Annotated in this window: 21 protein-coding genes and 2 pseudogenes; 13 read left to right on the forward strand and 10 right to left on the reverse strand. The window is 62.6% G+C overall.

Annotation, left to right across the window (positions count from 1 at the left end; genetic code table 11):
• Window positions 1-290: 290 nt before the first annotated feature.
• Entirely contained in the window at window positions 291-554 is a 264-nt protein-coding gene (locus tag Hhyl6_RS10680) for a helix-turn-helix domain-containing protein (RefSeq protein ID WP_483739173.1), read from the forward strand.
• On the opposite strand, the gene Hhyl6_RS10685 is transcribed toward Hhyl6_RS10680, so the two are convergent.
• Window positions 518-754, reverse strand: a complete 237-nt coding sequence (locus Hhyl6_RS10685; protein ID WP_483739174.1) for a FaeA/PapI family transcriptional regulator — start codon at window positions 752-754, stop codon at window positions 518-520. The two genes, Hhyl6_RS10680 and Hhyl6_RS10685, sit on opposite strands and share 37 nt — an antisense overlap.
• A gap of 158 nt (window positions 755-912) precedes the next feature.
• On the opposite strand from Hhyl6_RS10685, the gene Hhyl6_RS10690 reads away from it, so the two are divergent.
• Complete coding sequence (locus Hhyl6_RS10690) at window positions 913-1,209, forward strand: hypothetical protein (protein ID WP_483739175.1); 297 nt, start codon at window positions 913-915, stop codon at window positions 1,207-1,209.
• The gene (locus tag Hhyl6_RS10695; protein ID WP_483739176.1) at window positions 1,206-1,388 is read left to right on the forward strand and encodes a hypothetical protein; all 183 of its coding nucleotides are present in this window, start codon (window positions 1,206-1,208) and stop codon (window positions 1,386-1,388) included. The genes Hhyl6_RS10690 and Hhyl6_RS10695 overlap by 4 nt, the downstream gene beginning before the upstream one ends.
• A gap of 44 nt (window positions 1,389-1,432) precedes the next feature.
• Here the strand turns inward: Hhyl6_RS10695 and Hhyl6_RS10700 are convergent.
• Together Hhyl6_RS10700 and rfbB are read right to left on the reverse strand one after the other, a co-directional pair.
• Window positions 1,433-1,768, reverse strand: a pseudogene (locus tag Hhyl6_RS10700) (NAD-dependent epimerase/dehydratase family protein); the annotation flags it as partial.
• Between the two features lie 99 nt (window positions 1,769-1,867).
• A complete protein-coding gene (rfbB, locus tag Hhyl6_RS10705) occupies window positions 1,868-2,794 on the reverse strand; it encodes a dTDP-glucose 4,6-dehydratase (protein WP_483739177.1) in 927 nt (308 codons plus the stop codon).
• A gap of 52 nt (window positions 2,795-2,846) precedes the next feature.
• Between rfbB and rfbD the strand changes: the two genes are divergently transcribed.
• Window positions 2,847-3,737, forward strand: a complete 891-nt coding sequence (gene rfbD / locus Hhyl6_RS10710) for a dTDP-4-dehydrorhamnose reductase (protein WP_483739178.1) — start codon at window positions 2,847-2,849, stop codon at window positions 3,735-3,737.
• Here the strand turns inward: rfbD and Hhyl6_RS10715 are convergent.
• The 4 genes and pseudogenes from Hhyl6_RS10715 to Hhyl6_RS10730 form a co-directional block, all read right to left on the reverse strand.
• On the reverse strand, window positions 3,734-3,913 hold the full coding sequence (locus Hhyl6_RS10715; protein WP_483739179.1) for a hypothetical protein: 180 nt from the start codon (window positions 3,911-3,913) through the stop codon (window positions 3,734-3,736). The genes rfbD and Hhyl6_RS10715 overlap by 4 nt on opposite strands.
• A 2-nt stretch (window positions 3,914-3,915) precedes the next feature.
• Window positions 3,916-4,989 (reverse strand): glucose-1-phosphate thymidylyltransferase, encoded by a 1,074-nt coding sequence (locus Hhyl6_RS10720; RefSeq protein WP_483739180.1) that lies wholly within the window; start codon window positions 4,987-4,989, stop codon window positions 3,916-3,918.
• Window positions 4,990-4,992: 3 nt separating this feature from the next.
• Window positions 4,993-5,457, reverse strand: coding sequence for a dTDP-4-dehydrorhamnose 3,5-epimerase family protein (locus Hhyl6_RS10725; RefSeq protein ID WP_483739181.1), 465 nt, complete (start codon window positions 5,455-5,457; stop codon window positions 4,993-4,995).
• A gap of 377 nt (window positions 5,458-5,834) precedes the next feature.
• A pseudogene (locus Hhyl6_RS10730) lies at window positions 5,835-6,469 on the reverse strand (IS6 family transposase).
• 223 nt (window positions 6,470-6,692) lie between these two features.
• On the opposite strand from Hhyl6_RS10730, the gene Hhyl6_RS10735 reads away from it, so the two are divergent.
• The 7 genes from Hhyl6_RS10735 to Hhyl6_RS10765 all read left to right on the forward strand — a co-directional run bounded on the left by Hhyl6_RS10735 (window position 6,693) and on the right by Hhyl6_RS10765 (window position 18,002).
• On the forward strand, window positions 6,693-9,614 hold the full coding sequence (locus tag Hhyl6_RS10735) for a LamG-like jellyroll fold domain-containing protein (RefSeq protein ID WP_483739182.1): 2,922 nt from the start codon (window positions 6,693-6,695) through the stop codon (window positions 9,612-9,614).
• Window positions 9,615-9,655: 41 nt separating this feature from the next.
• Window positions 9,656-10,420: a formyltransferase family protein gene (locus Hhyl6_RS10740; protein ID WP_483739183.1), complete on the forward strand. Its 765-nt coding sequence runs from the start codon at window positions 9,656-9,658 to the stop codon at window positions 10,418-10,420.
• Window positions 10,417-11,235, forward strand: coding sequence for an XrtA system polysaccharide deacetylase (locus Hhyl6_RS10745; protein WP_483739184.1), 819 nt, complete (start codon window positions 10,417-10,419; stop codon window positions 11,233-11,235). The genes Hhyl6_RS10740 and Hhyl6_RS10745 overlap by 4 nt, the downstream gene beginning before the upstream one ends.
• A gap of 39 nt (window positions 11,236-11,274) precedes the next feature.
• Window positions 11,275-12,540 carry a glycosyltransferase family 4 protein gene (locus tag Hhyl6_RS10750; RefSeq protein ID WP_483739185.1) on the forward strand — a complete coding sequence of 422 codons (1,266 nt, stop codon included), beginning with the start codon at window positions 11,275-11,277 and terminating at the stop codon, window positions 12,538-12,540.
• A 141-nt stretch (window positions 12,541-12,681) separates the two neighbouring features.
• On the forward strand, window positions 12,682-13,935 hold the full coding sequence (locus Hhyl6_RS10755) for a nucleotide sugar dehydrogenase (protein ID WP_483739186.1): 1,254 nt from the start codon (window positions 12,682-12,684) through the stop codon (window positions 13,933-13,935).
• Window positions 13,935-15,803: a heparinase II/III domain-containing protein gene (locus Hhyl6_RS10760; protein WP_483739187.1), complete on the forward strand. Its 1,869-nt coding sequence runs from the start codon at window positions 13,935-13,937 to the stop codon at window positions 15,801-15,803. Before Hhyl6_RS10755 ends, Hhyl6_RS10760 begins: the two co-directional genes overlap by 1 nt.
• 54 nt (window positions 15,804-15,857) lie before the next feature.
• The gene (locus Hhyl6_RS10765; RefSeq protein WP_483739188.1) at window positions 15,858-18,002 is read left to right on the forward strand and encodes a bi-domain-containing oxidoreductase; all 2,145 of its coding nucleotides are present in this window, start codon (window positions 15,858-15,860) and stop codon (window positions 18,000-18,002) included.
• Between the two features lie 2 nt (window positions 18,003-18,004).
• On the opposite strand, the gene asnB is transcribed toward Hhyl6_RS10765, so the two are convergent.
• The 3 genes from asnB to Hhyl6_RS10780 form a co-directional block, all read right to left on the reverse strand.
• Complete coding sequence (asnB, locus tag Hhyl6_RS10770; RefSeq protein WP_483739189.1) at window positions 18,005-19,864, reverse strand: asparagine synthase (glutamine-hydrolyzing); 1,860 nt, start codon at window positions 19,862-19,864, stop codon at window positions 18,005-18,007.
• Window positions 19,865-19,936: 72 nt separating this feature from the next.
• Window positions 19,937-21,025 (reverse strand): non-hydrolyzing UDP-N-acetylglucosamine 2-epimerase, encoded by a 1,089-nt coding sequence (wecB, locus tag Hhyl6_RS10775; RefSeq protein ID WP_483739190.1) that lies wholly within the window; start codon window positions 21,023-21,025, stop codon window positions 19,937-19,939.
• 40 nt (window positions 21,026-21,065) lie between these two features.
• On the reverse strand, window positions 21,066-22,217 hold the full coding sequence (locus Hhyl6_RS10780) for a glycosyltransferase family 4 protein (RefSeq protein ID WP_483739191.1): 1,152 nt from the start codon (window positions 22,215-22,217) through the stop codon (window positions 21,066-21,068).
• Between the two features lie 135 nt (window positions 22,218-22,352).
• On the opposite strand from Hhyl6_RS10780, the gene Hhyl6_RS10785 reads away from it, so the two are divergent.
• Together Hhyl6_RS10785 and Hhyl6_RS10790 are read left to right on the forward strand one after the other, a co-directional pair.
• Entirely contained in the window at window positions 22,353-23,306 is a 954-nt protein-coding gene (locus Hhyl6_RS10785) for a glycosyltransferase family 2 protein (protein ID WP_483739192.1), read from the forward strand.
• A 217-nt stretch (window positions 23,307-23,523) separates the two neighbouring features.
• Window positions 23,524-24,957 carry a hypothetical protein gene (locus Hhyl6_RS10790; RefSeq protein WP_483739193.1) on the forward strand — a complete coding sequence of 478 codons (1,434 nt, stop codon included), beginning with the start codon at window positions 23,524-23,526 and terminating at the stop codon, window positions 24,955-24,957.
• Window positions 24,958-24,965: the final 8 nt, after the last annotated feature.

Here is a 24,965-nt window from a genome sequence, read left to right on the forward strand (position 1 = left end):
TCGGGGTGGGCGAGCCGGTCAGTGGATTAGGTCAGAGGGTTAGTGGGTGGCCTCCGAGTGATGTCGGCGACTTCGCGGGGACTCACGCCTGGGTTCGCGATGGTCGTCGGCCCTGATTGCGAGAATGGATACGTGCGTTGAACTATGGGAGCCCCTCTCCTGACTATCGCTGCGATCTGCTGTGGTCATCGCCTAACTCTTGCTTCGGAGAGAGGGGCAATAGTCTTTGCTCCGCGGCAATAGATACGCTCAGCATGACTAATGTTGAATGCGGATGAAACGTCGCTACAGTGACAGAGAAACCGGGCCCAGATCCGACTGCCGACCGGAGCTCTATACTGAAGGCACTGGTTCTATCATATCCACCGGTATTGGGAACGAGTGAAATCGCCGAGAAGACGGGAGTGAGTCGACAAGCGGCCGATCAACGACTCCGCAGAATGGCTGATGATGGCCTTGTTGGTACACGAAAGATCGGCCGTTCACGTGTCTGGTGGATCACGGACAAGGGGCAACGCTATCTCGACCCGGATGAAGAACCGGGTATCCAGTAAACCACGGCACTGCTACCGACCTTTGTTCGGTCGATCTGTTCCTGTCTATTGAGTCGATTCAGTCTCTGCCTTGCCCTCTCGGAAGACAGAGAAACAGCTTCTGCGACATCTCTGGTCGTTACGAATGGGGATTCTGCCGAACGGATGATATCTAGTATCTCTTCATCGGTTGCTTTGGGATCAGGGCCACGAGTCGCCATATTCTCTATTGCAATTTGATTGCTATATAGCAATAGTCATTTGGTGGTCCGGACCAACAGTATGAGTAGGAACACACGCGCCGCTGGGCGATTTCTGCTGGTAAAGGGAAATCGCCTCGGTGTTAGAGCACCGAGGCGCGTGGTTCTGGAGCGAACCAATGGTAACTAGGAAAGCAACCCCACAAGAACGTATCGCACGCGATTTACTCACCCAGCGGCCGCTCTTTCTCGGCGTCGACGGCGCTGATGCCGCCCACTACTGGGACGGCTACGAACAGGCAGTGGTCGTTATCCAAGATGACGAAGTCGCGAAAGTCGAACTCTCGGAGACTCCCTTTCAGACGCTTTCAGCGTGGACGGAGTATACGCAGGAAGAGCGAGGCTGGACGGTTGGTCCACACGTAGGCGGTTCCATCGTCGATGACCTGGTGAGTGCGCTGGAGGCAAGCGCATGAGTGGGCTCTCGGTCGCCGACGCGAACGGCTTCGTCTACGAGCCCGTTCGTGGTCCCAAGCGAAAAATCGAATTCAGGGAACGGCCGGACGAGGGATTTGAGCGAATCGAGGCAGTGTGGACAGGCTGTAACTGGCGCGTGACCGGCCGAGAGATCGTGCTTACGATGCGTCGAATCTGACTTGGTAGCGGCGTCTCGACTTCTTGAGTCGAGAAGACCCGCGATCCTAATTTGGAGGGCTCGTATCCAGTGTTGGTCTCGACGGCCATATCCTCCGGTGATGGCTCAGTTCGGCTGCGGTAAATGGAGGAGGTGGTCGCGTAGACGACGGTGTCACAGCCGTCGTCGGGGCCTGTTCGACTGTGTTGAGGAAGTCCTCGATAGCGATGCGGGCGCTCTTCGTGGCGTTGTCCCCGTGATATGGTTGGAGGAATTTGCCGCGCGGCGGACGACATCGACGTCCGCGGCGTCGGTGCCGTCGAGGACAGATGCAGTGACGAACTCGACTTTTCGGTGACTTTCTCGGGCGTGCCGAGGGAGCCGTCGTCGAGTGCAATGACACCTAGTCTCCGGCAAGGAGGTCAACAGATATAGCGGGCTCTGTTCGACAATTGCTCGCCATTCGGACTTGGCCACCGGCTTATCGTCGTCACCATTGCTCAGTCGAGGTAGTACTCAACGGTTCGTTCGAGTCCTTCTTCGAAAGTATACTGCGGTTCCCAGCCGAGATTCCCGATTTTCTCGGTTTCAAGTGCGTACCGCTGATCGTGGCCAGCGCGGTCGTCCACGAATTCGATTAAATCGTCTGACGCACCGACAGCATCGAGAATCGCTTCCGTGACTTCCATGTTCGTCTTTTCAGCGTCGCTGCCGATGTTGTATATTTCGCCGATGTCCCCCTCTCGGAGAACGAGATCAAGCGCTCTGCAGTTATCTTCGACGTAGATCCACTCACGGACGTTCGACCCGTCACCGTACACTGGCAGCGTTCCACCAGACGCGGCGTTGTTGATGAACTTCGGAATGAGCTTTTCGGGGTGTTGACGGGGGCCGAAGTTGTTGCAAGTGCGGGTGATAAGGACGGGGAGGCCGTGGGTCGTCTGGAAGCTCCGTGCTAATAGATCTGCGCTCGCCTTCGTCGCCGAGTAGGGATTTCGGGGGTTGAGTTGGTCATCTTCGGCGAATTTCCCATCCAGAATTTGTCCGTACACTTCGTCGGTGGAAATCTGCAGGAACCGCTCGATGTCGGCGTCCTTGGCCGCGTCGAGAAGGACCTGTGTTCCCTCCACGTTCGTCGTGACGAACGGTTTTCCACCATCGATGGACCGGTCCACGTGTGACTCGGCAGCGAAGTTGACGATCGCATCGACGTCGGCGACGAGTTCGTCGACGAGTTCCTGGTTCCGGATATCGCCTTCGACGAACTCGTGACGAGGGTCGTCTAGTACGCCGTCGAGATTATCTTTCGAGCCCGCATAAGTTAACGCGTCGAGCGTGACGACTTCGTCGTCCTCGTGTTCGTCAAGGACGTGGTGAACGAAGTTCGATCCGATGAACCCGGCGCCACCAGTGACGAGAATACGCATGCTATAGGCCTGTTAGCAGTACCTATTTACATTACTGTTGGAATATTTTGATATGAACCTCCTCGTTGTCGGTGCAAACGGTCTGCTCGGAAGCAATGTGGTGCGTGCCGGACAGCACCGTGGGCTAGAGGTCAGCGGCACCTATCATTCGACACGACCGGCTTTCGATATCCCACTCTCACAGCTCGATCTCTCGGAGTACGATACGTTCGACGATATCCTCGCGGAGCATCACCCGGACGTGGTCATCAACTGTGCCGCGATGACGGACGTTGACGGGTGTGAAACGAACCCAGAGCTGGCAGAGGTGCTCAACGGTACCGCACCGGGCAGGCTCGCTGAGTACTGTACTGCACACGACATCGAATTCGTCCACGTGTCGACGGACTACGTCTTCGATGGAACCGAACGAAACCCGCACACAGAGAGCGCAGACACGCATCCCGCACAGGTGTACGGTGACTCGAAGCTCACGGGTGAACAGGCAGTCTCTGAGGCGATTGACGACCCACTCATTGCTCGACTCTCGTTCGTCTGGGGTATCCACCGGAGTAGTGGCGATCTCACTGGATTCCCGGCATGGGTCCGCAGCCAGCTGCAGTCAGGCGAAACGATTCCGCTGTTCACGGACCAGTGGGTGACGCCAACACGTGCTGGCCAGGCCGCTGAAACACTGCTGGATTTACTCGCAGCTGATGCGACTGGCCTCTTTCATGTCGCCTGTCAATCCTGTGTGACGCCCTACGAGTTCGGGGAGATACTCGCGGAGCAGACCGACCACCGCAAGGGCTCGCTCACAGGAGGTTCGATGGACGAGATTAATCGGAATGCGACACGACCGAGCTATAGCTGTCTCGATGTCACGAAGGTGGAATCGACGCTCGGCCGTCCGCAGCCGACGTTACGTGAGGATGTCGCCGCTGTCTGGGACGCTGTGCGTTAAATCTGGTAGCGGTCTCGGTTCTCAAGGAAATGTTCGCGGGCGTCGGTCGGGAGATCCTTGAAGCGGAGGACCTCTTGGCAGCCGAGTCCCGGACACTTCATTATGCGATTCGATTCGAGTTCGTTCGCCGCGACGACGGTGCCACACGCCGGACAGGAGTGAGTGATGATGCGCATCGTTAGAGTTTGAGCTGTGAGTTCTCGCCGACGACGAGCCGGCGGCCTTCTGGCAGATAGTTCTCGGCGCTCTCGACGTTCGCGTTCCGCCCAAGCAGGCTATCGACGATGCGACCGGATGCGGTGATGTCGGAGTCACCGATGACGACGCTGTTCTCGATGTGGATGTCCTCTAGGGTAGAGTTTGCACCGATTGATGTGTATGGCCCGACGTAGGTCCCACTCTTGATCGTCGTGTTCTCCGCGATCGAGACCGGCCCCCGGACGACGGCACCATCCTCAATAGTCGCAGAATCCGCGAGTTCGATCCGGCCGTCGGTTTCGGCGCCGTCTTCGACGACGCCTGCGGTGTCAAGCTCTTTGTCTTCGAGGACGAGGCGGTTCGCGTGGAGGATGTCCTCCGGTTTCCCAGTGTCCTTCCACCAGCCCGTAACGACGTGGGAATCGATCGCGTCGCCATCTTCCAGAAGTGACTGGATTGCGTCCGTGATTTCGAGTTCGCCACGCCACGACGGTTCGAGGTCGTCGATAGCATCGAAGACTGCGGGCGAGAAGACATACATCCCAATGAGTGCAAGGTTTGTGGGGGGATGGTCGGGTTTCTCGATGAGTTCTGTGACGTTGCCCTCGTCGTCAACGTCTGCAATCCCGAACGCCTGCGGGTCGTCGACTTCTTGGAGAGCGATTCCCGCACCGTAGTCACCCGCCTCGAAGCTCTCGACGAGTTCGGTGACGCCAGACTTGAGGATGTTGTCCCCGAGATACATCACGAAGTCGTTGTCGCCGACGAAGTCTCGTGCGCAACCAGCGGCATGGGCGAGTCCGAGGGGGTTCCCCTGGACAATGTACGTGATGTCGACGCCGTACTCCGAGCCGTCGCCGAGGAGTTTCTGGATCTCGTCACGACCCTTATTCCCGAGGATGACGCCAATTTCAGTAATGCCCGCTTCTTCGAGATCTTCGACAGCGTATTCAAGGACTGGTTTGTTTGCGACCGGAACAAGCTGTTTCGGGCCGGTATGGGTAATCGGACGGAGACGAGATCCAGTACCACCCGAGAGAAGAACGCCCTTCATGTCTCACTTGTGGGGAACTTCTTCCCAATCTAAAGGTATTTTGTCAGTGTCGTAAGGAATCCGCTCTTCGTCTGGGTTTTCATAGTCATAGAGTTCGGACGGATAGTTAATTAACAGAGAAGGTTTGTCACCGATTGCCTTGAATCCATGCCAACAATCACCGGGTATCCGGACCATCTGCTGATTGTGCTCACCAATTACGAACGTGTTTAGTTCGTCTTGCGTAGGAGAGGCCTCTCGGTCATCGTAGATTCCGACCTTGATTCGCCCCTGTGGGCAAACAAAGTGGTCAATCTGCCCCTCAAGATGACGGTGCCACGCCCGAATGATACCAGGATACGTCATCGAGTAATAGGACATCGCCGGATCGATATCGTACTCGTTCCAGTCGTTTCGGAAGACCTCAACGAGATGGCCCCGTTCGTCTGCGTTCACTTGGAGATCACGCACTTCGACATCGTGAATCATCAGTATGTGATGTCGATTCAGGCCCGGCATCATAGACGTAGTGGTTCTGACGGATACTAATCACAAGAGGTGTATATATTTATCCATGTTACTTGTGATAGATATTACCTAGTCAATAATTTCAAACTAAGAAATTAAACGGGAAGGGAACCTCATACAACTCGCACATCCAAGATATGCCGTTTTAAACATGAAGAGACAAGATGTTGGGAAGACTGATAGAATCTTGATATCCGTTCACTATTCCGGCCCTGACTTCACATCATAGAGTTTTCGTTACGTGAAATCGAGACAAACTCAGACTGGATATATGTTGGTCAATTCCATTATCTGTCTGGCACTGAAAAGATACGCTTGGCGAAGGTAGGGGGTAGTGTTTAGTTTGGAGCATTGTGCCAGCGAGCGAAACTCTGGAGCCAGTTTTCGGCTGTGTTCGGTTCGACGTGGCTGAAGCAGTTCGAAAAAGACGACGTTCGACGCTTCAGCTCTCGGAAAATTCGCTCGACAGCGTTCCGATTTCCGTGGCGACGTATCTGAAATCGGAGTCCAGCTCGTTGAAGCGCGGTTTGGAGGTGTTGAGCGCCATCCACGAGAAAGACGGCGGCGTCGACATCATGCTTCTGCCGCAGTTCGCGGAGAAATATCTCGGTAAGAGCGGTGGTAGTTGTCGTAAACAGCCTGACGTGAAGCAGTTCGTTCGTCTGTGGGTCGGCGGCGGCGTACAGCCAAAATTGCTTGTCGTTGATCCGAATCACTGTTTCGTCGAGCGCGACCTGATTCGGTTCTTTCCCGGATTCTGGCTGTAGATCGGCCTTCTGGACCCAGTCGTGGATGGCTTTTCGACTGCGTTGGACACCCAGGCAATCGAGTAATTCGACGGTATTCGACAGTGACAGCCCCTCAACGTGCGATTGAATACCCAGCGCCATCGCTGGCTCCGGTGTCGCTCGCGCTCCACAAAATCCAAATCAATCCACTCTCTATTCCCGCTGAGGCGGCTGATTTCTGGCATAGGTACCAAGAAATCCGTCCGCCTCACCTTTCACGCTTAACTAAACACTGCCAGGTAGGGGAGCCACGGATATAAAAAGGGCGCAGTATTCTACTGTTCGTCTCGATATTTGAATACCGCTTTCTGAAGTGAAAGGTGCTATTCTCCCTGTGACAGATGTGAATATTTAGAAACGGTATCACAGTCCGCGGGCTTTATTTGAGTCTCAAATTAAGCAGAGGCTATGTCCGACGACCGGCGGGTCGAACAGCATCTTGACGACCGGCCAGAACTGGCAGACGCTCTGCAGACGGTCCTCGAAATCGACGGTGCGAAGACACGGTGGACCTTCGACGACCTTCCGCTCGACTCCGGTACGTTCGGCGAACTCGTCTCGACCGGCCTCGTCGAGAAGCACGACGACGGCACGTACTCGCTGAGCGACCGCGCGGCGGTCAAGCGCGCCGTATCGGACGGCCTGGGCGATTCGATACCGGACGACGAGCAGTCGCTCTCGACGGACCTCTCGTTCGACGTTCCGGACACGGTCGTTCCGGTCGGCCTTTCTCTGCTCGTCGTGGCCTTATTTCGTTTACTCTCGCTCCCGTCGGTGTTTCGAGACGGCGTGGTCGTCCTCTCCGGGAACGACCCGTACTACTACCGGTACCACGTCGAGCAGTTGCTGGCGGCGGACGGCGGCCCGTTCTCCCCAACGTTGCTCTCGTCGCTGAACCCATCGGTCGCGAAGGGCGAACCGTTGCTGGTCGCGACGCTCGCGTGGGCCTCGGAGATCGCCGGCGGTACGGCGTCGGCCGCGGGAACCGTTCTGGCGTGGTATCCCGTCCTCTCGGCTGTCCTGACCGGACTCGTCGTCTACGCTATCACGACGTGGGTGAGCGAGGACTACCGGGCCGGTCTCGCTGCGGTCCTCCTGTTCGCCGTTATCCCCGCACACGCGTTCCGGACGAGCCTCGGCTACGCCGACCACCACGCGTTCGACTACGTCTGGTTGGCGCTCACCCTCCTCGTCCTCGTGGTCGAAGTGTCGCGGACGGACCGCTCCCGACTGCGTACCGCCGGGATGGCCGTCGCCCTCGGTGTCGTCGTCACCGCGCAAACGCTGGCGTGGGAGGCGTCACCCCTCCTGTTGGCACCCGTCGGTCTCTCGCTGCTCGTGACGACCTATCTCGACGTCAGAGACGGACGCTCCCCGCTCGACTCGAACGCGAGCGTCCTCGCCGGCCTCGCCGTCGCGAGTCTGCTGTCCGCCGCCGTCCATCTCTCGTTGGAGTGGCACACTGGCCAAGTCGCGTACGCCCCCGCACTACTGCTGGCGGGCGGTGTCGGGGTCACGCTCGCCGGCGAACTGGCACGCCGGACGGACCAACCGGTTCGAGCGTACCTTGGTGCGGCGGGCGGGGCCGGGCTCGTCGGATTCCTCGGGCTGCTGCTGGTCCTCCCGGCGTACGGCAACCGGTTGCTGGAAGAGATGGGTGTCCTACTCGCCAGCCGCGGAATCGCCGAGACACAGCCCCTGTTCAGTACGAGCACGATGGGCGGCATCCTCGTGTTCGGCCTGCTTCTGGTCGTCGCCCTCCCGTACGCCGTCCTCGAAGGCCAGCGGGCGCGAGAGGGGAACGTCCGCTCTGCCGTACTCAGCGTGTACGCGGCGCACTTCTTCGTGTTGTCAGCCCTCCAAGTCCGCTTCGGCGGCGAGTTCTCTATCGTCGTCGCGGTGCTCTCGGGGATGGGATTCGTCCACCTCGCCTCGTGGATAGACGTCGCCGACGAACCGGTTTGGCGGACACCTGACACCGATTCCCTCGCCGAACCGCTCTCGCTTCCGTCGACGAAGACTCTCGGGACAGTGGCCGTCTTGCTGGTGCTGGTCGGTGGCCTCGGCATGGTTCAGACCGCCGTCAAGACGAGTCAGGTGACCATCGGAGACGGCCAGTACGAGACGGCCGCGTGGATTGCGGACCACGCGGCCGCGGACGACACCGAGGACGGCGAGTACGTTCTGAGTCAGTGGGGCCGCAACCGGATGTACAACTACTTCGTGAGCGGGAACTCTCAGTCGTATGCATACGCACGCGATACGTACTCCGAGTTCGTGCTGTCGACGGGCAGGGAAGCCGCGTGGTACGACCGGCTTTCGGGTCGCGTCTCGTACGTCGTCACCAGTCGGTCGTGGTCAGAGGGCACCATCGGGCGACGCCTGCACGAAGGGTACGGGAGTCGACAGGGGGACGCCGCAGCGCTCGAACACTACCGGGCGCTGTACCGGAGCGAGAACGGCGGCCACGTCGCCTTCGAAGTGGTGCCGGGCGCCGTCATCACCGGGAGCGGTCCGGCCAACGAGACGGTGACGGCGACGGTCACCCGGTCGCTGGGGAACGAGACGTTCACCTACGAGAAGTCCGTCTCGGTGAACCGTCACGGCGTCTACGAGACCACGGTCCCCTACGCCGGGTCGTACGCCGTCGGCGAGGACAACGCGACGGTGTCGGACGGTGCCGTCACGTCGAAGGGGTACGTCTCGACGTTCGACGGCCCGGGGACCGCGTTCTGGTCGTTCGACGAGGGGAACGGTAACCGCGCCTACGACCGGTCCGGCGGCTACCACGCGCGGGTCGAGAACGGCAGTTGGGTCGACGGCGTCCGTGACGACGCCGTCTCGTTCCCGCGGGACGGAGGCGTCGCCACCGCGAACCGCTTCGAGGGGCCGAGCGAGTCCTACTCTATCGCGTTCTGGATTCGACCCAGCCGAGCGACGCTGGACTCGGGCGACTACAAAGTGCTGATGCGGGCGGGCCGTGCGGCGCCGCTCATCCTCGAATCGTCCGGTCGCATCAGCCACCGCGTCCCTGGCTACGAGGACCAACGGCTGGTCTCCGATGCACTTCCCGCAGACGAGTGGACCCACGTGGCGGTGACCTTCGACGGGTCGACGAAGGGGGTGTACATGGACGGCGAGTTGGTCCGTCGTCAGACCGTCGCTGGGTCCGGGAACGTCTCGTTCGGACCGCGGGTGGCCATCGGCGGGAATTACAACCCCGGGTCGGACTCCTTCGGCGGTGCCATCGACGAGTTCCACGTCTACGACCGGTCGCTATCGGCGGACGACGTCGAGCGACTGTCCACTCGCAACGGGACCGGCCGGTGAATTGAAGGGCTTTTTGTTCCCCACGTTCAGCGTACGCATAGATGCCGCTACACGTGGCTATCGTGACACAGGACGAGCCGTTCTTCATGCCGGAGTTCTACCGGACCTTCTTCGACTCTCTTTCGGCGGACGTCGAAATCGAACGGGTCACCGTCCTCGAGACGATGGACGACTCACTTCCGGACCTGCTCAAGCGAGCCTACGCGTTGTTCGGCCCCGCCAACTTCCTCCAGTACGGCGTCGAGTACGTCGAGCGGAAACTCTTCGACGCGGCGGGACTCGGGCGCTACTCCGTCGCGTCCGTCGCGGCGAAGAACGACGTCCCGGTGGAGTATCGAACCAGCGTCAACGAGGACTCCTACCGTTCGTTCGCGGCCGACGTCGACGTCGTCCTATCAGTCTCGGCACCGGAGATATTCGAGGCGGACCTATTGGACGCCCCAGACTGGGGATGTATCAACGTCCACACCGCCAAACTCCCGCAGTACCGCGGGATGTTGCCGACCTTCTGGGCGATGTACCACGGGGACGACGAGTTCGGCGTGACCGTCCACACGATGGCGGAAGCGGTCGATGCCGGTGAGATACTCGGCCAAGAGAGTATCCCCATTCCGGACGACGCCGCTCTGACAGACGTAATCAGGCTGGGGAAGCGACGCGGCGGTCGGTTGGCGGCAGAGACGCTCGCGGACATCCATCAGGGCACCGTCGACCCCCGTGCCATGGAGGGCGAGGAGTCGTATTTCTCGTTCCCGACCGCCGCGGACCGACGCGAGTTCCAGCGTCGCGGTGGTGAGATTCTGTGAGCCGACACCTGCTGTCGTTCGACATCGAGGACTGGTTCCACGCACACAACCTCTGGCCCGGGCTAGAGCGGTCCCGCTGGGACGAGTACGACCTCCGAGTCGTCGACAACACGCGCACGATACTGGAATTGCTGGAGAAACACGACATCCGGGCGACGTTCTTCGTGCTGGGCCACGTCGCAGAGCGGGCACCCGAACTGGTCACGGAGATAGACGAACGCGGACACGAGGTCGCCTGTCACGGCTACAACCACGAACTCCTCTACGACCAGTCGCCGTCGGCCGTCGAAGCCGACATCCGGCGCTCGCTGGACCTGCTCGAACAACTCGTCGACAGCCCCATCGACGGCTACCGCGCGCCGAGTTTCACCATTACCGACTGGGCGCTGGATATCCTCACCGACCTCGGGTTCGCGTACGACTCCAGCAGTTTCCCGGCGTCCGGGCACGACCGATACGGGAGCATCGACGTCGACGGCGACAGCACGGTGACGACCGCTGGTGACCTCACCGAGGTCCAACTCCCGCTCTTCGAACTGTGGAAGCTCGGCGTCCCGTGGGCCGGCGGCGGTTACTTTCGGTTCATCCCCTACCCGATCTACGAGTACGGCGTGAAGCGCATCAGCCGAAAGCGGGACTTCGTGTTCTATCTCCACCCGTGGGAACTCGACCCGAACCAACCGCGGGTCGACGGGATTCCACGCTCGTACCGCACCCGCCACTACACGAACCTCGACCGAACCGAGGAACGACTCGACCGACTACTGGCCGCCTTCGACTGGGAACCCATCGGGGCCGCCGTCAGAGACAGCTGAGTTATAAAGGTTCATGTGGCTGACCGCGGATTCGCCACCATGAATTCGACAGGGGAGCGGGACGGCGGTTCGATTCTCTTCTTCTCGCAGTACTTCCCGCCGGAGACCGGCGCTGCGCCCAACCGGGTCGACGAACTCTCGAAACGCTGGGCCGACGCCGGATGGGACGTCACCGTCGTCACCTCCGTTCCGGACTACCCGGAGGGCGAGATCTACGACGGGTACGAGAACGACTGGCACAGCGTCGAGTCGCGCGGCGACGTGACCGTCCACCTGGTACGAACACTGCCGGCGTCCAACGCCGGGATGGCGCGGCGAGCGGTGAAGTTCGTCTGGTTCATGCTAGCGTCGATGTTCGTCGGCCTCCGAGCCACCCCGCGACCGGACGTCGTCGTCGCGACCAGTCCGCAACCGCTGACCGGCCTCAGCGCCGCAGTCGTCTCGTTCGCCCGACGTGCCTCATTCGTGTTCGAGGTCCGGGACCTCTGGCCGGAGACGATAACCGCCGCCAGCGACGTCGACAACGATCTCGTGATACGAGCCATCGACGTGGCAGTGAGATTCGCGTACCGTCGCGCGGACCGAGTCGTGGTGGTCTCGCGCGCCTTCGTCGACTCCATCGAGGACGCCGGAGTCGACCCCGAGACGATATGGTATCACCCCAACGGCGTCGACCCCTCATTCGTCGAGGGCCGAGCGAGCGCACTCCCGATGCCGGACGAACTTCGGGCGACGGTGGACAGTCGGTTCGTCGTGTCGTACGTTGGAACTATCGGGCGGACGCACGGTCTCGAAGTGGTACTCGACGCCGCACGGGAGTTCGAACAAGACCCCGAGTACGACGACGTGCTGTTTCTCGTGGTCGGCTACGGCGCGGAACTCGACCGATTGCGGTCGCGGGCCGAGCGCGAGGACCTCTCGAACGTCCGATTCACCGGTCGCAAGCCCAAGGAGATGGTGCCCTCGATACTGGCGGCGGCGGACGTCTCGCTCGTCCACCTGAAGCCCCGGGACCTGTTCGAACTCGTCATCCCCTCGAAGATATTCGAGTCCATGGCCGCGGGACTGCCCATCCTCCTCGGGGTCCGCGGCGAGGCGGAGCGAATCGTGACCGACGCCGAGGCGGGCATCCCGATGGAACCGGGGAACGCCGAGGCGCTGGCGGAGGCCGTCAGAGAACTACGAGACGACGCCGAGCGACGGGAAGAACTCGGCCAGAACGGGTACGAGTACGTCCGGAGAGAGTTCGACTGGGACGCCATCGCCAGCGAGTACGGCGAGAACCTCGCCACGCTGGCGAAGTAAGCCGACGATAGTGGGACCAAAAGACACAATACCAGAGTTCGCCACCTCGAACATATCGAGGAAAATGTCGCGTGAGTATCCCTCTGCCGCCGAAGGAGTATCATACCACCGACGTCGGGGCCGTCGTGAGGGAGCGGAGCGATGAGCGAACCGACAGTCTGCGTCCACGGGCTGGGTTACGTCGGTCTCCCGACCGCGCTGATGTTCGCCGATAGCGGCTACGAGACAGTTGGGTTCGACACCGACCCCGCAGTTCGGGAGACGCTCTCCTCGGGCGTCGTCCCGTACGACGAACCGGAGTTGCAGCGCTATCTGACGACAGGACTCGACAGCGGCCACTTCTCCATCACCGATTCGGTCGAGCCAGCCGATTTCCACGTCATCTGTGTCCCTACGCCGTTTCGGGAGGAGGACCAGCAGACAGACCTGCGGTACGTCGAGGCGGCCGCCGACACGATTTCGGCGGTCCTGCGTGCCGGCGACGTCGTGATACTCGAATCGACGGTGCCGCCGGGAACGACGGCGAAGGTCCTGCGACCCGCGCTGGAGGAGAGCGGATTGACCGCCGGTATCGACTTCACGCTCGCGTACAGTCCCGAAACCGTCCTCCCCGGACAGATTATGACGGAACTCCGTGAGAACGACCGCGTCGTCGGCACGCTCGGCGAGGGCTCGGCGGCCGAGCCGGTGGCGCTGTACGACGCCTTCGTAGAGGGAGCGATACAGACGACGGACGCCACCACCGCCGAGTTCGTCAAACTCATCCAGAACGCCTACCGGGACACGAACATCGCGTTCGCGAACGAAGTCGCTAAACTCGCACATGAGTTCGGCCTAGAGTCGCGGGAGGCCATCCGAATCGCCAACGAACACCCGCGCGTCGACATTCTGTCCCCTGGGCCGGGCGTCGGCGGCCACTGCCTGCCAATCGACCCGCTGTTCCTCGGCCACAACAACGACCGGACGGCGCTAATCGAGACGGCTCGGTCCCTCAACGACAGCATGGCCGAGTTCGTCGTCGAACTGCTCACCCGCGAACTGGGGACCATCCAGGGCCAGCGAGTCGCCGTCCTCGGTGTCGCATACAAGGGCGGCGTGGACGACACGCGCCACAGTCCGGGGCTCCTGCTCGTGGACAAACTCGTCGCGCGGGACGACGTCGAGGTGTCGGTCCACGACCCGCGCGTCGAGTCGGCGCCCGTCCAGCTCGTCTCGCTCGACGACGCCGTGACCGACGCCGACGCCGTCGTCCTCGTGACCGACCATCCGGAGTTCGAGACGCTCGACCCCGAGGCTATCGGCGAGCAGATGTCCCAGCGCGTCCTCGTCGACACGAGGGCGATGCTCGACCGCGAGGCGTGGCGAACGGCCGGCTTCGACGTCCGCCGAATCTGATGGCACGACGTGGTCACCAGCGACGGACGTACGTCGAAACCGCCCTGAACAGGCGGCCGGAGCAACTCGCCGGCATTATCCGGCGGAAGGCCGAGAACGCACTCTTACCCCGCCTTCCGTTCGACGTCGACCGATACTACGCTCGGAAGGTGCCGGAACGTATCGATCTCCACGTCGAGCCGATAGCGACGAATCTCGACCTGCTCCGAGGGAGTCTCGACCGGGCGACGAGAGCGGCGTATCGTGAGCGAGCGGTCGACGCCGGGAACGGGACCGTGACGCTCCTGAACGAGACGTACCGGTTCGATCCGATTGGGTGGGATACGGCCCCGCTCGAATCGGAACCCCTGCTGTGGTGGCTCAAATTGCAGGGCTTCGTCCACTTCGAGTGGGGCCTGTACGGATACGACTCCGGGTCCGAGGCCCCCGACGGAGTTCGGGCGGGGTACGAGCGCTGGTTCCGGACGTGGCGCGAAGACGCCGAAATCGCCTCCCAGCCCGGGTTCCTACGCCGGGACTGGCTCCCTCACTCCGTCTCGCTTCGGATACTCAACTGGGCGCGCTACCTCGCGTGGGGGGCCGACGACGTGACAGCAGACCTGCGGCGGGCCCTCGGCCACGAGGTGTACCGGAACGCGCTGTTCCTCTCGGATCACGTCGAGACCGACATCGGCGGTAACCACCTCGTCGAGAACGCCGTCGCCCTCGTCGTGGCCGGCGTGCTCACCCGCACGGACCAGTTTCTGGAACGGGGCGTATCAGTGTTCGAACGCGCGGCCGAAGAGCAGTTCCTGACAGACGGCGGCCACTTCGAGCGGTCGCCGATGTACCACGTCATCGTCACGACTCGCTTCCTGACCGCGCGGAACCTGTTGCAGACGACCGGTCGTCCGGTCCCCGACGCCGTCGAGGACGTCTGTCGTGACGCCGTCGCGTTCCTGCGAGCCCTCTGTCCGCCGGACGGGCGGATTCCGCTGCTCAACGACAGCGTCTTCCACGAGGCGCTCTCCCTCCAGTCGTGCCTGCGGTACGCCGAGCGAGTCGGCGTGTCGAAGGGGACACCCCCCGAACAGCTGTCGGTGACCGGGTACTACTGGCTGGGGTCCGGAGAGAGTCAGATGCTGGCCGTCGGTGGTCCGAGCGGCGTCCCGTCGCTCCCGGCGCACGCACACGTCCACCCCGGTCACGTGGCACTGTGGCTGGACGGCCACCGAATTCTGACGGACACGGGGACGTACGCCTACGCCGCCGGCGAACGGCGGGAGTTCGCCCGCGGTATCGACGGGCACAACACGGTGCGGGTGGGCGAAGCACAACCGGTTCCGATTGCCGACGCGTTCCTCATGGGCGACGTCCCCGAACCGACAACGACGTTCGGGTCGGGTCCGGTGACGACGCTCGCGACCGCCTACGACAGCGTCCACGGGCCGCGCTATCGGCACTGTCGGCGCGTGTTCCACGCTGGAGACTGGTGGCTCCTTTGGGACGAGGTACAGTCCGATGCAGACGCCCCGGTGCAGGCCCGCTATCACTTCCACCCGTCGTGCGAACTCATCCCCGAACAGTCACCGGTCCACTTCGACGGGGGCACCGTCGATGGTGTCGGCGTCGCTCTTGACGCCGACCGAACGTGTCACGTCGCGCCGCTGGGGGCGGACCAAGACACCGAGTGCACCGAGTACTACCCCGAGTTCGGGACGGCGCTTGAACGGGACTGTCTGTCCCTCGACCTCGGAAACGGGACGACCAGTGCCGGATGCCTCTTTTACGACGGTGAGGGAGATGTCAGCGTCGAGACGGAGGACGGCCGGCCGGCAGTCGTCGTCGCTGACGGCGTCGAGCACCGGCTTCCGTGGCAATCCGTCTGACGGCGAGTCGACCAGATACAAAAGCCATAACTGAGCCGATGGGGTCGAATGCGTATGAAACAGCTCCAGCAGGACTTCGGCACCGGGGAGGTCGAACTCGCCGAAGTTCCAGCACCGACGCTCGAACCCGACGGCGTGCTGGTCGCGACGCGACACTCGCTGGTCAGTGCCGGGACGGAGCGGGCGATGCTCGACCTGGGGAGAAAGAGTCTGGTCGGGAAGGCCCTCGAACGCCCCGACCTCGCGAAGCAGGTCCTCCAGAAGGTCAAGCACGACGGAGTGACCTCGACGTACCGCTCGGTCCGGTCCCGCCTCGACGAACCACAGCCGCTCGGGTACAGTTGCGCCGGGACCGTCGTCGACGTCGGCGCGAACGTGACAGACGTCGAAGTCGGCGACGTCGTCGCCTGCGGCGGGGCCGGGTACGCGAGTCACGCGGAGGTGAACTACGTCCCGGAGAACCTCTGCGTTCCCGTGCCCGACCCCGTCGAGACTCGCGATGCCGCGTTCGTGACGCTGGGGGCCATCGCGATGCAGGGCGTCCGACGGCTGGACGCGACGCCGGGCGAGCGAATCGCTGTCATCGGGTTGGGACTCGTGGGGCAACTGACGACGAAGATTCTGAAAGCGTACGGCTATCGGGTCGTCGGCCTCGACATCGATCCGGGGAAAGTCGACGCCGTCGAGAGCATCGACGAAGGTATCGTCATCGGCGAGGACGACGTCGAACAGGCCGTCGACGCGGCCACCGACGGCCGCGGCGTCGACGGGGTGTTGATTACTGCGGCCACCGACTCGGACCAACCGGTCGAGATGGCCGGCGACATCTGTCGGGACAGAGGTACCGTCACGGCCGTCGGCGACGTCGGGATGGACCTCCCGCGACGGCCGTACTACGAGAAAGAGTTGGACTTCCGCGTCTCGCGGTCGTACGGCCCCGGACGATACGACCGGAGCTACGAGGAGGAGGGGCTCGACTACCCCATTGGGTTCGTGCGGTGGACCGAGCGGCGGAACATGTCCGAGTTCCTCCGACTCCTCGCAGACGACCGGTTGCAGGTGTCGGACATGGTGACACACACGTACGGCGTCGGAGAGGCACGGGACGCCTACGACCTCATCCTCGAAGGGGAGGAACCGCACGTCGGTATCCTAATCGAGTACCCGGACGACGAGGGACGAACCGAACAACGAATCGCCGTCGAGAGCGGCGAGAAGCGACGCGTGGACGGCGCTCTCGGCGTCGGCCTCGTCGGGAGCGGGACGTTCGCCACCTCGGTACTGCTACCGACCATCGACGACGTCTCGTCGCTCCAGTTGCAGGCGGTGGCGACGGCCAGCGGTGAGAGCGCACGGGCGGCCGCCGAGAAGTACGGCGCCGAGTACGCGACCACCGACTACGAGGAACTGCTCGCCGACGAGGACATCGATTTGCTGGTCGTCGCGACCCGACACAGGTTGCACGCCGAGGTCGCCCTCGCCGCCCTCGAAGGCGGCGTCGACGTCCACGTCGAGAAACCTCCCGCGCTCGACGAGGACGAACTGACGGCCCTCGTCGACGCCGAGGCCCGCTCGGACGCACGGCTGATGGTGGGGTACAACCGGCGGTTCTCGGCGAGCGCCGCGGAGGCCCGCGAGCGGTTCGCCGACCGCTCGACGCCAGTCGTCGGGCAGTACCGCGTCAACGTCGACCGCCTGCCGACCGACCACTGGGTGTACGACCCCGAGGACGGCGGCGGCCGAATCGTCGGCGAGGTGTGCCACTTCGTCGATTTCCTCCAGTACGTGACCGGAGCGACCCCCACCGAGGTGTACGCCTCAAGTCCGGACACGACCGACGGGAGCCATCCGGACGACAACGTGCAGGCGCTCGTCCAGTTCGACGACGGATCGAGTGCGACGGTGACCTACACCTCGCTCGGAGACGACTCCGTGGCGAAAGAGCGCGTCGAACTGTTCGGCGACGGGCAGGTCGTGACCGTGGACAACTTCAAGCACGGTAGGCTAGGTCTCCGACAGGACAAGGGCTTCGAGGGGGAGTTCACCGCGTTCGCCGAGGCCATCCAGCAGGGCGACCCGTCGCCGATTCCGATGACGGAACTCGTCGCGACGAGCAGAGCGACGTTCGCGATGGAGGAGTCGCTCCGGACCGGCGGTCCGGTGTCGGTCGACCCGGCGGCCGACGCCGACTCGCAGTAGCGCTACTCGACGGAGACGTCGAACGCGTCGAGCCACAGCCACAGGGTGTACAGCGCCCATATCTTCATCGCGTTGTCCGCGCGGCCGGCGAGGTGGTCGTCCAAGAGGTCACGAGCCACCTCGACGTCGACGACGTCGGCGAACCGGTCGTCGTCGAGCATCGCCTCGAGTTCGGGGCGGAGGTCGTCTTCGATGTACTCCTCGATTGGGAACGAGAACCCCTGCTTGTCGTGGCCCACGAACTCGTCCCCGAGCGTCTGTCCGAGGTGCTCGACGAGGGGCGTCTTCAGCCCGTCTGCCGTCTTCTTGCTCGTGGGGAGGTTGAAGTACTTCCCTGCGAATCGGTGGTCCAGAAGCGGGACGCGGACCTCCACCGACTCGGCCATGCTCGCCTTGTCCATGTAGAGGAGGTTGTGACTCGACAGATACCCTCTGATGTCGAGGTACTGGTACCGCTGTGCCTCGTCGACGAACTCCTTGCCGTCGAGCAGACCCCGAATCTTGTGCGTGTATCGGTCGTGCCACCCCTCGTCGCCGGTCAGCGCGGTAATCTCCTCGCGCGAGAAGTAGTACGCGAGCGAGAAGTAGTTAGACGGGGCGACGTCCGAGAGGAAGTTGGCAACGCGGCCGAGGTTCCGCCGGAGGCGTGAGTCGTCGCCGGGCAGAACCCGGTCCGCGAGCGAGACAAGCGGTGCGGCGTAGCGCAGTCGGTCGGCGTTCGCCACGACCCGCATCCGGTTGTAGCCGGCGAATATCTCGTCGCCGCCCATCCCGCTCAGCATCACCTTCGTGTCGCGGGCACGCGCCTCTCTGGCGAGGAGGTTCGCCGGGATGATGGCCGGGTCGGCGACCGGTTCATCCATGTGGTACACCATGTTGCGGTAGACGTCGAGCATCGAGGCGTCCGGGTCGATGGACTCGACGTCGAGGTCGAGTCGAGAGTCCAACCGCTCCACGTTCCGGTACTCGCCGTCTCTCGACTCCGTGTCGTTCCGCAGGTTCAGTGCGGTCAGCGATTGCTCGGCCGTCGCGTGGCACGCGACGATGGACGAGTCGACCCCACCGCTCAGATACATCCCCAAGGGGACGTCACTCACGAGTTGGTCCTGCACGACGGTCGCTAGGTCCTCGTCGAGGTCGGACAGGTCCGGGTCCCCGCCGTCTTCGACGATGTCCCAGTACTGGGTCTTCGCCACGTCGTCCGTCGCGAGGTCGTACGTCAGGTAGTAGCCGGCCTCCAACTTGTCGACGCCCTCGAACAGGGTGTCGGGTTCGTAGACCCAGAAGTTCGCGAGGTACTCGCCGAGGACGTCGTGGTCGAGACGCGCCTCGATACCCCCCTTCTCCAGCAAGGCCTTCACCTCGGAGGCGAACGTCAGGGAACCGCCCCCGGTGTAGTACAGTGGTTTCACCCCGAGGTGGTCCCGAACGACGTGGGCGACGCCCGCCTCCAAGTCCACGACGCCGAAGGCGAACATCCCGACCACCTCGTCCAGTGTCCGCTCGATGCCCCACGCTTGGTAGGCCTTCAGTAGCGCCTCGGTGTCTGTCGTCGTCTCGAACGTACAGCCGTGGTCGGCCGACAACGTCGCTTTCAGCGACTCGTAGTTGTATATCTCGCCGTTGTAGACGAGGACGACCGACCCGTCGTCGGAGCGGAACGGCTGACACCCCTGCGGTCCGAGACCGATGATGCTCAGGCGGTTGTGGTCGAGATAGACGTCGGTGTCCCCGTAGGAGTCGTGAAACGAATCGTAGTCGTCCGGGCCCCGGTGTTGCAGCACCTCGCTCTCCCCCGCCCCACCGCCCCCGGTGACGGCGGCGTCCTCCATCGACCCGAGCAACCCGAATATTCCACACATTGTCTCCCTACAGTCCACCGCAGACGGCGAGGCTACATACTTCCCCCGCTCTGCGAAGCGCTCCCCGGGCGGCTAAGTCGCGTCGGAATCGAGAACAGTGTCGACGATTCGCTCGGCGGCGGCACCGTCCCCGAACGGGTTCTCCCACGCTGTGTCTGCGCCAAGCATCCGTCTGGCTCCGTCGAGGATGTCCGTCGGGTCGGTTCCGACGACGGTGTTGGCACCGACCGCCACCGTCTCTGGCCGTTCGGTCGAGTCTCTGACCGTCACGCACGGCGTCTGGAGGATGCACGTCTCCTCTTGTACCCCGCCCGAGTCGGTGACGACGAGTGCGGCCTCGTCTTCCAGTCGGAGGAAATCGAGGAAGTCCAGCGGGTCGACCAGCCGAATGCAATCGGGGACGACGACGTCGAACTCCTCGACTCGCTCCATCGTCCGGGGATGGATTGGATAGACCACCGGGTAGTCGAACTCCCGGGCCACCGCCTCGACCCCGTCGAAGATTTCGGCGAGGCGGTCCGGGTTGTCGACGTTCTCGGCCCGGTGTGCCGTCATCAGAACGAACTCGCCAGCGGTCAGGTCGTGGTCGGAGAGCGCCGAACTCTTCTCGGCGGCGAGCGCCCTGTTCGCCTCCACCGCGTCCGCGATCGTATTCCCGACGACGTGAATTCGTTCTCTGGGGACTCCCTCGTCGAGGAGGTGCCCTTCGCTCTCCTCGGTCGGCGCGAACAGGTAGTCGGCGACGTGGTCGGCGACCACGCGGTTTATCTCCTCCGGCATCTCCCGGTCGAAACTCCGGAGTCCCGCCTCGACGTGCCCGATGTCGGCGTCGAGTTTGCTTGTCGCGATTGCGCCGGCCAACACCGAGTTCGTATCTCCCTGCACGAGGACGATGTCCGGCGACTCGTCGAGGAGTACGCGCTCTATCTCCGCCAGCATCTCGCCGGTCTGCTCGCCGTGCGCGCCGGACCCGATACCGAGGTTGTAGTCGGGTTCCGGCAGTTCCAGTCGCTCGAAGAACACCGCATCCAGTTCGTCCGAGTAATGCTGTCCGGTGTGGACGAGCGTGTAGGAGAGGTCGCGCCGCTCACAGACTCGGATAACCGGTGACAGCTTCACTATCTCGGGGCGTGTCCCGAGGACGATGGCGAACTGTGTCACTACACGCCGATAGCCAGACGGCTCATAAATCGCTTCTCCTTCAGTAAGCACCACTTAGCGAGCGGTAGAGCGACTCGTGCCGGTCGACACAGACCTCCAGTGAGAACTCCGACTCGACGCGGTCTCTCGCCCGTTTGGCCCTTCGTCGGCGCTCGTCCGGAGACGTGAGCGCCTCTCGGAGCGCACTGGCGAGCGACGTCGAGTCTTCGGGCGGCACGACCCACCCGTACTCGGGACCGGGCAGTTGCTCCGGGACGCCGCCGACGCGGGTCGCCACGACGGGACACTCCATCGCCATCGCTTCGAGGACCACTATCGGACAGGCTTCCGCTACCGACGGGAGGACGAAGACGTCGAACAGCGAGAGCAGTTGCGGGATGTCGTCTCGGAACCCGACGAAGGAGACGTGGTCGTCGAGGCCCAGCGAGGAACGCATCTCGACGAGTCGCTGGTAGTACCCCTCTCGCGAGTCGAGTCTCGCGCCGACGACCGGAACGGCGACCTCCTGTCCGTCCGCGACGACGTCGGCCACCGCCTCCAGCAGGTACTCGTGGCCCTTTATCGGATTGAGGTTCCCGACGGCCCCGACGACCGGGACGTCCGGGCGAATCCCGAGTTCCTCGCGGAGCGCCGCCGTGTCGTGGTCGATTTCTGTGGGGTCGAACGTCGAGAGGTCGACCGGCGCGTAGATGGTCCTCGAATCGACCGGCGAGTCGAAGTAGAAGTCGTGGACCGCGTCCGCTGCGACGACGAGTTCGTCGGCCCACCGTACGCCCGTCTTCGCCGCCACCTGTCGAACCGGCGTCGGCGTCAGCGTGTCGTTGAAGTGCCACGCGAGTGGGACCTCCGACCGCGCCGTCGCCAGCGCCGTCTGAAAGTTAATCGACATGTTCGCGTGGACGACGTCGACCTCCTCCGTCCGCAAGAGTCGTCCGATTCGCCGCGTCGTCCGCGGGAACGTGCCGAGAAACCGTGCGTTACCCCTTACGTTCGTCGGCGGTCGAAGCCGCGGAAGGGGGAGGCGGTACGTGTCGAACCCGGCGGCCGTCGCCGCCTCGTCGAACGCGTCGTCGCCCTCCGGAATCAGGAACGCCGTCTCGATGTCACGGCGTTCGAGTGCCGTCGCGACGTCCAGCGAACGGCGCTGTGGTCCCCCCATCCGCGGGTCGATGACGCTACTCAGAACACGCATCGGATGTGTCGGCGTTGTCAAAGCGCCGATAAAGACGTTCCGAATCTCTGGACGGCGGAACGACGCTGGCCCCGGCCGTCGACAGTCGAGAAAGGAACATTTTAGCCACCCACTACCGGAGTGTGACGACAAGCGATGTCCAGCCCCGCCGTCTCGGTCGTCCTCCCGGTCTACAACGACGCCGACACCGTCGGCGACGCCCTCGCGAGCGTCCTGGACCAGACGTTCGAGGACTACGAAGTGATCGTCGTCGACGACGGGTCGACCGACGGGTCCGCCGACGTCGTCCGGGAGACCGACGACGACCGGGTCCGACTCGTGCAACACGACACGAACCAGGGACTCCCGGCCGCACTCAATACGGGACTGGACGCCGCGGCGGGCCGATTCGTCGCCAGACAGGACGCCGACGACAGGTCGCTTCCGTCGCGATTGGAGACCCAATACCAATACCTGACCGACCATCCCGACGTCACGCTGGTCGCGACGGGCGTCGAAGTCATCGATAACGAAGGCCAAGTAACGTATTCATTTGCACCGCCAACAGACCCTGGGACAGCACTCGACGGCGGGAATCCCATCGTCCACGGGTCGGTTATGACCTCGCGCGAGGACCTCGTCTCGGTCGGCGGCTACGACGAGTTCTTCAGGTACTGTCAGGACTACGAACTGTGGCACCGGCTCGTCGACAAGGGCTACGAGCTCCGTGCAATATCTGACTCACTCTATCAGTTCCGACGGAACTCAGAGTCACTGACCGTCTCAAAACGGAAGATATACGCGACCTACGCCGTCCTCGCTAGTACGCGAGGGACCGAGAAAGAACGGTTGAAACGTGTCGCGATCGAACACGGTATTGACGCCGTCGCCCCGCACCTCGACAGACGGGACCGGGCGGCGATTAACCGCCGAGTTGTTAAAGCAAACATTGAGCACTCGCAGCGGTTCGACGCGATACGGGCCGCCGTTCGTGGTCTCGCTCAGGCCCCATTGGACTCACAGTCGTACACGCACCTCGGCCTCTCGCTGGCGCCGCTTCGAGTCGGCCACGGTCTGCTCCGACGAATCGACGGAAGGCGAGGTAGGTAGCATCTTCTTATCAACCGCAGCTAAAGTTGTCGACGCAGACGCCCTTGAGACCGCCACCGAGCCACTACTTACCGAGATGACTGCCGACAAGCTTACCACTGTCACCGTTTATCGTATATCAGAATTGGTTTTTTATTGTTGATTTTTGCCAGTTCTGGTAACATCCAACAAAGCAAATAGTTTTTGTGCCTGATGGTAAAGAGAGATTATACCTTCGATGGCGTCAGAGAGCGACGATAGATTGCTTCGCTTCGGTCAGCTCGGCCCTCTCGTGGCCGGGACCATCCTGGTCGCAGTCCTGACGTTGCGGGTCGCTGCGGGACTCGACGGGCGGTATCCCCGGTTCGAGTCCGCGACGGTGTTGCTCCTCGTCCTCCAACTCTACTTGATGTTGCGATACGGCGTCATCAGCGTCCCGTCGCTCTTCGGCGCACTCACCGTCTATCCGGCTATCGTCCCGTTCGTCTCCGAGTACGTCTACCGCGTGCCTTACTACGCGTTTCGCGGCCACCAGTTCCAGACGCCGGCGGTCGTCGACAAGGCCGTCTTCTTCAGCGCCCTCGCACTGGCGGTCATGGTCGTCGCACTCGAACTGTTCACGGCCGGTTCCAGTGACACGCGCTCTACGGAGGGCGACAGCGGCTATCGCGTGTACTACTATCCCCGCGTTTTCGCCGTCATCAGCGGGGTCTTCCTCGTCAGCGCCTACCTGACATCGCCCGGGCCCACGATTCTGACCGTTGACTACGAGACAGTACTGAACAACTACTACTCGTGGGCGAACTTCGCCGGCGCCCTGTTCGTCGGCTCTTGGATAGTGCTGTTCCTGATGGTGCGGCGGTACCGGTTCGACTCGCTCCGGTGTCAACTGTTCCTCGCCGTGACAGCCGTCGGCGTCCTCTGGCTGCTGTTGCACTCGCGGCGAAACGAGAGCATGGGCGTTCTCGCCGTCCTCGGCGTCGACATCGTTCGTAACAGAATCGACATCCGCGACGTGGTGCAGAGCGGCTGGCGACTCGCCGGCGCGACAGTCGCCGGAGTGGCTGGCGTTTTGCTCATCTTCTCGGATAGCTACCGCGGCGGTGGAGAGGTCGGTCTTCCGGAGTTCAATCAGGGCCTCTACGCGTCCTATCCGGGAGGGGCACACAACATCTACGGCACGTTCCAAGCGACGGTGTACCTCTTCACCAACGAGTTTCCACACAGGGCTGGTGTGACCTTCCTCAGGTACCCCGCTCAAGGTATACCCTCAGGGTTCTTCGCGCTTTTCGGTGTCGACTATCCGCCACTGTTCGCGGACTTCCTCGGATCTCAGTACGACCTGTATCAGGGCGGGAGCTACGTTCTGAACCCGTACTTCGCGGACTTCGGACAAGTGGGCGTCGTCCTTGCCGGAATCGTTCTCGCGGCCTTGGCGGCACTCGCGAGGGCGACCCTCGCCGAGTCTCGAAGCAACCACTTCGTCGCCGGTATCGGTGCCGTCGTCGTCTCCGGGTCGTTTCGGGCGTTCTGGTACACGCAAATCGCGTGGGTCGACATGTTCGAGGGGCTCCTCGCGGCGTTCGCCGTCTACCTCGTCCTCGCGAACCTCTTGGGCCTGTTCGACGTCAGCACCGAGCGAACGACCGAACCGACGAAATCAAACAACTAGACCACGAG

The sequence above is a fragment of the Haloarcula sp. H-hyl6 genome (assembly GCF_056934455.1).